The 7,111-nt window shown below is 70.2% G+C and carries 9 protein-coding genes; 6 read left to right on the forward strand and 3 right to left on the reverse strand.

Annotation, left to right across the window (positions count from 1 at the left end):
• The first annotated feature begins 50 nt into the window (after positions 1-50).
• Together ACFWY9_RS34220 and ACFWY9_RS34225 are read left to right on the forward strand one after the other, a co-directional pair.
• Positions 51-1,178 carry an anion permease gene (locus tag ACFWY9_RS34220; protein WP_378340800.1) on the forward strand — a complete coding sequence of 376 codons (1,128 nt, stop codon included), beginning with the start codon at positions 51-53 and terminating at the stop codon, positions 1,176-1,178.
• 10 nt (positions 1,179-1,188) lie between these two features.
• Positions 1,189-1,410 (forward strand): hypothetical protein, encoded by a 222-nt coding sequence (locus ACFWY9_RS34225; protein ID WP_378330322.1) that lies wholly within the window; start codon positions 1,189-1,191, stop codon positions 1,408-1,410.
• Here the strand turns inward: ACFWY9_RS34225 and ACFWY9_RS34230 are convergent.
• A complete protein-coding gene (locus ACFWY9_RS34230; RefSeq protein WP_378330323.1) occupies positions 1,392-2,141 on the reverse strand; it encodes a hypothetical protein in 750 nt (249 codons plus the stop codon). The genes ACFWY9_RS34225 and ACFWY9_RS34230 overlap by 19 nt on opposite strands.
• Positions 2,138-2,347: a hypothetical protein gene (locus ACFWY9_RS34235; RefSeq protein WP_378330324.1), complete on the reverse strand. Its 210-nt coding sequence runs from the start codon at positions 2,345-2,347 to the stop codon at positions 2,138-2,140. Before ACFWY9_RS34235 ends, ACFWY9_RS34230 begins: the two co-directional genes overlap by 4 nt.
• Before the next feature lie 119 nt (positions 2,348-2,466).
• Here ACFWY9_RS34235 and ACFWY9_RS34240 point away from each other — a divergent pair, with 119 nt between their 5' ends.
• Together ACFWY9_RS34240 and ACFWY9_RS34245 are read left to right on the forward strand one after the other, a co-directional pair.
• Positions 2,467-4,059 (forward strand): sensor histidine kinase, encoded by a 1,593-nt coding sequence (locus ACFWY9_RS34240; RefSeq protein WP_378330325.1) that lies wholly within the window; start codon positions 2,467-2,469, stop codon positions 4,057-4,059.
• Positions 4,037-4,705: a response regulator gene (locus ACFWY9_RS34245; RefSeq protein WP_378330326.1), complete on the forward strand. Its 669-nt coding sequence runs from the start codon at positions 4,037-4,039 to the stop codon at positions 4,703-4,705. The genes ACFWY9_RS34240 and ACFWY9_RS34245 overlap by 23 nt, the downstream gene beginning before the upstream one ends.
• On the opposite strand, the gene ACFWY9_RS34250 is transcribed toward ACFWY9_RS34245, so the two are convergent.
• Positions 4,656-5,810 carry an FAD-dependent oxidoreductase gene (locus tag ACFWY9_RS34250; protein WP_378340801.1) on the reverse strand — a complete coding sequence of 385 codons (1,155 nt, stop codon included), beginning with the start codon at positions 5,808-5,810 and terminating at the stop codon, positions 4,656-4,658. The two genes, ACFWY9_RS34245 and ACFWY9_RS34250, sit on opposite strands and share 50 nt — an antisense overlap.
• 138 nt (positions 5,811-5,948) lie before the next feature.
• Between ACFWY9_RS34250 and ACFWY9_RS34255 the strand changes: the two genes are divergently transcribed.
• Together ACFWY9_RS34255 and ACFWY9_RS34260 are read left to right on the forward strand one after the other, a co-directional pair.
• On the forward strand, positions 5,949-6,440 hold the full coding sequence (locus tag ACFWY9_RS34255; protein WP_378340803.1) for a TetR/AcrR family transcriptional regulator: 492 nt from the start codon (positions 5,949-5,951) through the stop codon (positions 6,438-6,440).
• A gap of 234 nt (positions 6,441-6,674) precedes the next feature.
• A complete protein-coding gene (locus ACFWY9_RS34260; RefSeq protein WP_378340802.1) occupies positions 6,675-6,968 on the forward strand; it encodes a hypothetical protein in 294 nt (97 codons plus the stop codon).
• The last annotated feature ends 143 nt before the right edge of the window (positions 6,969-7,111 follow it).

A 7,111-nucleotide genomic window follows, 5' to 3' on the forward strand; every position in this document is an offset into this window, starting at 1 on the left:
GTGAGTAGCGTCGGAATGGCTCGGGGTCCGTCTCGCGACGGGGGGAACACATGGACTTCTCGTTGATCGTTCTCGTGGTGATCGTCGCGGCGCTCGCGTTCGATTTCACCAACGGCTTCCACGACACCGCGAACGCGATGGCGACGTCGATCGCCACCGGCGCGCTGCGGCCGAGAGTCGCGGTCGCGATTTCCGCGGTGCTGAACCTCGTCGGCGCGTTCCTCTCCGTCGAGGTGGCGAAGACGATCTCGGGCGGGATCGTGGACGACACCAAGGTCACCCCGGTGATCATCTTCGCCGGGCTCGTCGGCGCCATCGTGTGGAATCTGCTGACCTGGCTGGTCGGGCTGCCGTCGAGTTCCTCGCACGCGCTGTTCGGCGGGCTGATCGGCGCGACGTGGATCGCGTCCGGCTCGGACGCGGTGCATTTCGCGAAAGTCGTCGAAAAGGTGCTCATTCCGGCGCTCGCGTCGCCGATCGTCGCGGGGATCGTGGCGATCGCGGGCACCTTCCTTGTCTATCGCATCACCGCGAAGGCCCGTCAGGACGTCGTCGGCAAGACGTTCAAGACCGGGCAGGTGCTGTCGGCGTCGCTGGTTTCGCTGGCACACGGCACGAACGACGCGCAGAAGACGATGGGCGTGATCACGCTGACGCTGATCGCGTCCGGTTCGCTCGCCCCCGGTTCGGGGCCACCGCTGTGGGTGATCCTCAGCGCGGGTGGGGCGATCGCGCTCGGCACGTACCTCGGCGGCTGGCGGATCATCCAGACCATGGGTAAGAAGCTCACGGAAATCCGGACGCCGCAAGGGTTCGCCGCCGAAACGAGCGCGGCCGCGGTCATCCTGGCGTCCTCCCATCTCGGGTTCGCGCTGTCCACGACGCACGTGTGCTCGGGCGGCATCATCGGGTCCGGGATCGGCCGCAAGCTCGCCGAGGTCCGCTGGGGCGTCGCGGGCAAGATGGTCATCGCCTGGGCGTTGACGCTGCCCGCCGCGGCGATCGTCGGCGCCGTCGCCGCCGAAGTCTCGACGCGGGGCAGCTGGGGCACGATCCTCGTCGGCGTCGCCGGGGTCCTCGTCGCGCTCGGCATCTACCTCGCGTCCAAGCGCCACCCCGTCAACGCGAAGACGGTCAACGAACCGGAAAACGAGCAGCCGCAACCGGTCGCGGTGTGAGGGGAACGTCGTGAAGATCGATTGGGGCGCGCTCGGGATCGTGTTCGTCATCGCCCTGGGCACGGTCGCCGTCCTGGCGACGCTGTTCTCCTTCGGCGTCCGCGGGCTGTCCGAGCGGAGCGCGGCGAGGGAGACAGGCGGCAGCGGCACGGCGTCGCTGACTGGTGCGGTCGTCTGTTTCGCCGTGTGCGCGGCGGTCGTCTGTTACGGGATCTACCTGATCGTCGCCTGAACCCGCTCGCGGAGCCCGGCGGGCAGCTCGTCGACGAGCGCGAGCACGGTGTCCAGCCGTTCGTCGCTCAGGTGGGTGATCAGGTCGAGCGCGGGGTCCCACAGATCCTCGTCGTCGACGGCGGCGCGGAGCACCGCGGCCAGCCTGCCCTCCGGCAGCAGCGCGACGACGTGGTCGATCCGGCTCTTGTCGTCCAGGACGAAGGCGATCCGCAGCAGATCGGCGTCGCCGACGACTTCGAGACTGCGCTGGACCGTGACGTCCGGCAGGTGCCCGACGAACCGCCCGAGCGTGATCCAGTCCTCGCGCCGGGTCAGCTCCCGCGCGACCTCGACGACCGTGTCCAGCGGGATGCGCGTGATGATCGCGCTCGCCCTTCGCGGGTCGAGTTCCGCGGCGACCTCGGCGAGGAACTTCGGCGAGAGCCGTTTCGCGACGTCGATACCCCGGTTGACGTCCACGAGCCCGGCGATCCGCGCGCACAGCATCGGCCCGAAGACGCGTTCGGCGATCTTCGCCAGCACCGCGCCGGGCAGCAGCCTGCTGGCCAGCGCCATGCGTTGCAGTACGGTGAGATTCGCGTCGAACAGGGTGTCGGTGACCTGCTCGCGGAAGGCACGCAGATCGTCCTCGTCGACCCGTTCGAGGTAGTCCAGGTTCTCCGGTTCGACGCCGAGCACCCTCGCGAGCTTGAGAATCTCGGCGCGTGCGGCGAAGTTCCGCGCTGTCACAGGCCCACTGCCTTGCGGACGGCGCCGCGCAGCAACGCCGGGACGTAACGCAGGGCTTCCTCGCCCGCCTGGGCGAGATGCTTCGCTTGCCGCCGCCGCGCGTCTCGCAGTGCGTCGGCGAGGTCCAGCTTCTCGTGTTCCTCGAGGGCTTCGATGCCCTCGGGGAGGTAACCGCCGAGCTGGTCGGCGAGTGTGCGCTCGGCCATGGTGCGTAATCATGCCTCATGCGGCCCGCCTGCGCGCGGATATGCGCATCGGGCGGCGTCGAGAGGGGTTACTTTCGACCAATGGTGCGCCCGGGAGCGGGCTTGTAGCGTCGATGATCGTGCGAGAACGGACCAAACGCAGATGGCGGGTGATCCTCGACGTCCTCCTGTGGCTGGCGCTCGCGTTCCTCGTCCGGGCCGACAGCTGGAACAACCCGGTCAAGTGGGAGTTCGCCGGCGGGCTCGCCGCGGTCACGGTCGCGGTGGTCACCGCCCGGCGGTACCCGGTGGTTTCGCTGGGCGTCGCGATGTGCGGGGTGTTCGTCATCCCGTTCGACTACGGCGGGCGCGTGCCGATCTGGGAGATCTTCCTGATGGTCGGGATGAGCTACCTGGCCGGGCTGCGGATGGCGGGTGCGCGGCCGATGCTGGCCGCGTTCGGTGTGGTCGCGGCGATCGGGCTGCCGTTCTCGCTGGTCTTCGGCGAGTCCGGGTTCTCGGACTGGGGCGCGATGATGGGCGCGCTGGTCTTCGCGTCGGTCACGCCGTGGCTGCTGGGCCGCTACGTCCGCCTGCGTGGCGAGCTGGCGCGTACCGGCTGGCGTCGAGCCGAGGAGATGGAGAGCCGCCAGAAGATCATCGCTGATCAGGCCCGGCTGCGGGAACGTACCCGGATCGCGAGCGACATGCACGATTCGCTCGGGCACGAGCTGACCTTGCTCGCCGTGCGCGCGGCTGCGCTGGAAGTGGCGGGTGGACTCGACGAGACACAGCGCGCGGCCGCGGCGGAGTTGCGGCAGAACGCCGCCACGGCCACCGAGCGCCTTCGCGAGATCATCGGCGTTCTGCGGGAGGATGCCGCGCCGGTCGAACCCGTGCAGGGCGATCTCGGCGAGCTGATCGATCGCGCGCGGTCGTCCGGGATGCTCATCGAGTCGCGAGTGGACAGTGCGCCCGACGCGCCGCCGATGGTCCGTCTCGCGGTCTACCGCGTCGTCCAGGAAGCGCTTACCAACGTCGCCAAACACGCTCCCGGCGCGGCGGTCGAGGTGGCGGTCTCCCACACCAGTGACGCGACCGAGGTGCGCGTGACCAATCGCGCGCGCCCGGCGGGGCCGCTGCCCGGCGCGTCCTCGGGACGGCGTGGGCTCGTCGGCCTGCGTGAACGGGTCCGGCTGGTCGGCGGGACGTTGCGGGCGGGGCCGAAAGACGGCGGCTTCGAGGTCGCGGCGATTTTGCCGCACGACGCCGCTCCGGCCGCCGCAAGCGGTGAGGTGGCCGAAGCCGAGGAATCGGTGTCGGCGAAGGAGCTGATGTCGGCCCGTCGTGACGTACGGCGAAGCCTGATCCAAGCGGTCGTCGTCCCGTTAGGACTGTTCGCCGTCGTGCTGGCGGTGAGCGGGGTGGTGTTCCTCTATCAGTGGTACACCTCGGAACTGCCCTCCGCGAGCTATGCCCAGCTCCAGGTCGGGCAGCGCCGGGAGCAGGTCACGCCGTTGCTTCCGGCCCGGGAACGGGTCGCCCGGCCCCGGAGCGGCTGGCCGGTGGCGCCGTTGAACGCGCAGTGCGTCTACTACGGCACCGAACGCACTTGGCTCAACGCGAACTATGCGGCGTATCGGCTGTGTTTCGCCGACGACATACTGGTGTCGAAGGACATGCTGAGCGAGGACGAGCCGAGGGGGTCGCGTGATCCGGGTGGTGCTGGCTGACGACGAAGCGCTGATGCGTGCCGGGGTGGCGGCCATCCTCGCCGCCGACGACACGATCGAGGTCGTCGCGGAGGCGGGCAACGGACGGGAGGCCGTAGACCAGGCGCTGGCCACCCGGCCCGACGTCGTGCTGCTCGACATCCGGATGCCGGTGCTCGACGGGCTCGCCGCGGCCGAGGAGATCCGCCGCGTGCTGCCGGACACCGGCGTGATCATGCTGACGACGTTCGGCGAGGACGCCTACATCGAACGCGCGCTCGGCCTCGGCGCGAGCGGTTTCCTGCTGAAGTCGGGCGATCCTCGGGAACTGCTCGCGGGGATCCACGCGGTGGCCGAGGGCGCCGCGTTCCTCTCGCCGAAGGTCGCGCAGCGGGTGATCGCGCGGCTCTCCGGTGGACAGCTGGCCCGGGGCGCGGCGGCCCGTTCGCGGGTGGCCGCGTTGACGCCGCGGGAGCGGGAAGTGCTGACGTTGCTGGCCGCCGGACTGTCCAATGCGGACATCGCGGCGAAGATGTTCGTCGTGGAGGGCACGGTCAAGGCGCATGTCAGCACGATCCTGAACCGGCTCGGCGCGCGGAACCGGGTGCAGGCCGCGATCACCGCGTACGAGGCAGGGCTGGTGGGCGGGGAGGCTCCCAGCGCGTGATGGCGCCGTTGGCGCGTGCCGCGACCGAGGCCGGTATCACGCGCAGCAGCGCGGCACGGATCGTGGTCGCGACGGGATTGCGTAGCAGCAGACCCGCTTGCCCTGCCCGCAGTGTCGCGCGCACGATCCGCTGGCTGCGGGCCCTGCGCTGGACGTCGTACTCGCGCAGGGCACTTTCGATGGTGTCCTTTGTGGACAAGACGTGGGCCAGTACGACGGCGTCCTCGATCGCCTGGCACCCGCCCTGCCCGAGGAACGGCGGCATCGCGTGCGCGGCGTCACCGAGCATCGCGATCCGGCCGCGGACGTAACTGGGCAGCGGGGTGGCGAGGTAGTCGACGTCGTGGTGCAGCAGGGATTCCGGTGGGGTCGCCGCGATCACCGCCGGGAGCGGGGCGTGCCAGCCGCCGAACCGCGCGGTCAGATAGGCCTTGGTGTCGGCGTGCCGGATCCCGGGTTCGGTGACGTAACCCGCCCACCAGTAGACGCGGCCGTCGACGAGCGGGATCACGCCGACCTCGGTGCCGCGGTGCCACGTGGTGGTCAGCTCGACCGGCTCGGGCAATTCCGCGATGCCACGGATGGCGGTGGCTCCGCAGTAGACCGGCGCGGGGTGGTCCGGCCAGAGGGCCTGGCGGATCCGGCTGCGGATGCCGTCGGCGGCCACGACGAGGTCGGCCTCGATTTCCTCGGCACCGATGCGCACGCGGCCGTCCGGCCGGACCTCGGTGACTTCGGCGCCGGTGCGGAGCCGGTCCTCCGGGAGCGCGGCGCGAAGGGTTTCGACGAGATCCGCGCGGTGGACGGCGGTGAGCGGACCGCCCTGCAGGCGCTCGAAGGTGTCGACGTCCCAGTGGGTGAGGCGGCGGCCGCGGCGGTCGTGCAGCCCGGCGCCGCGCTGGACCGCGAGCAGCGGGGCGAGCCGCTCGCCGACGCCGATCGACTCGAGTGCGCGCACCGCGTTGGGCCACAAGGAGATCCCGGCGCCGATCTCGGTGAACTCCGGTGCGCGTTCGAGCACCGTGACCTGCCACCCGGCCCGGTGCAACGCGACCGCCGCGCTCAACCCGCCGATGCCCCCGCCGACCACGACCGCGTTCCCCATGGCGCCTCCCTCTACGTCTGTAGAGGACCGACTCTACACCTGTAGAGCACCGGGTAAACTGCCGAGGTGACGGGAACGACGACGGACCGGGTCGCCGCGATCGGCGACGCCGCGATCGCGGTGATCGCCGCCGAGGGCATGCGCGGCCTGACGCATCGCGCGGTGGATCGCTTCGCGGGCCTGCCCGCGGGCTCGACGTCGTACTACGCGCGCACGCGGGCGGCGCTGCTGGAACTCGCGATCGCGCGGATGGTCGAACTCGACAACCTCGACGCCTCGCCGCCATCCGGTCGGCTTGCGGAGTATCTGGCCCGCGCCGCGTACGACGCGATCACGCGCGGGCGGACCCGGATGCTGGCCCGGTACGAATTCGCGCTGGAGGCCACCCGCCGTCCGGAACTGCGAGCCGCGTACGACCGCGGCGGCCTGGAGATCCGGCGGCGCTGTGCCGAGGTCCTCGCGGCCGCGGGCTCGCCGGATCCTTCGCGGCATACGCGGCTGCTGATCGGCTGGCTCGACGGCACCATCTTCGACGCGCTGGCGGGCACCGGCTCGGTTTCGCCCCCCGGCCTGGCGGAACTGACCGCGAGTGCCCAGGAGGTCGTGACCGCCCTGGCCCTCGACGCCTGATTCTTGCCCGGGTGGGAGCAAGGGACCTTTACTCGCGCTGCTACTCCGCCGGGACCCCTGACGGGGTTCCGGCCCGGGTTCGCTGGCCCGCGAACTGAGTATTCGCCTGGCCTCGCGGTAGTTCCGGCACGGTCGATGTCCGAACGGACATTCGTCAGTCTATGGGGATCGTGGGTTGTTAGCGTCGGCCCGCACCCCTCGAAACGGCTCACTTCATGAACGTAAGGAACCCACGTGCTTCGTAAGATCGCGTTCGGTGCCGGTGCTGCCATGGCGGCGCTCGGCCTCGCTGTCTCCGTGCCCGGTGCTGCCATGGCGGCACCGTCGACCGGCACAGTTTCGGCCTCCGCCGCTTCCGGCCAGTTCACCACGCAGGGAACCTGGGTCTATGTCCGGTGGTACTCGCTCGACCAGGCGGGGAAAACCCAGTGCGGCTTTGATGCTTTGGCGATGTACCGGTCCTCCGGTCGAGACAGTAAGTGCTACGAGCGGGCGGACCGGGTCGAGCTCTGGACCTATTACGGCTGAGTAACCCTGGCTGCAAGCCGGAAAAGAAGCGTCGTGAACCCGGCTCCGAGGTTTACGACGCGTTGGGTTAGGGTGGGGGGGTGGCCATTTCGCAATGGGCGTGGGTCTCGCTCGAATTCTTACGCGCATTGCTTGCGCGGTGC

The sequence above is a fragment of the Amycolatopsis sp. NPDC059027 genome (assembly GCF_042739735.1).
Lineage (GTDB): Bacteria > Actinomycetota > Actinomycetes > Mycobacteriales > Pseudonocardiaceae > Amycolatopsis.

Excerpts from the sequence above, each read along its gene's own strand:
- ACFWY9_RS34220 (WP_378340800.1), top strand. The coding sequence starts at position 51 with ATGGACTTCTCGTTGATCGTTCTCGTGGTGATCGTCGCGGCGCTCGCG.
- ACFWY9_RS34235 (WP_378330324.1), bottom strand. The coding sequence starts at position 2,347 with ATGGCCGAGCGCACACTCGCCGACCAGCTCGGCGGTTACCTCCCCGAG.
- ACFWY9_RS34250 (WP_378340801.1), bottom strand. The coding sequence starts at position 5,810 with ATGGGGAACGCGGTCGTGGTCGGCGGGGGCATCGGCGGGTTGAGCGCG.
- ACFWY9_RS34255 (WP_378340803.1), top strand. The coding sequence starts at position 5,949 with ATGCGCGGCCTGACGCATCGCGCGGTGGATCGCTTCGCGGGCCTGCCC.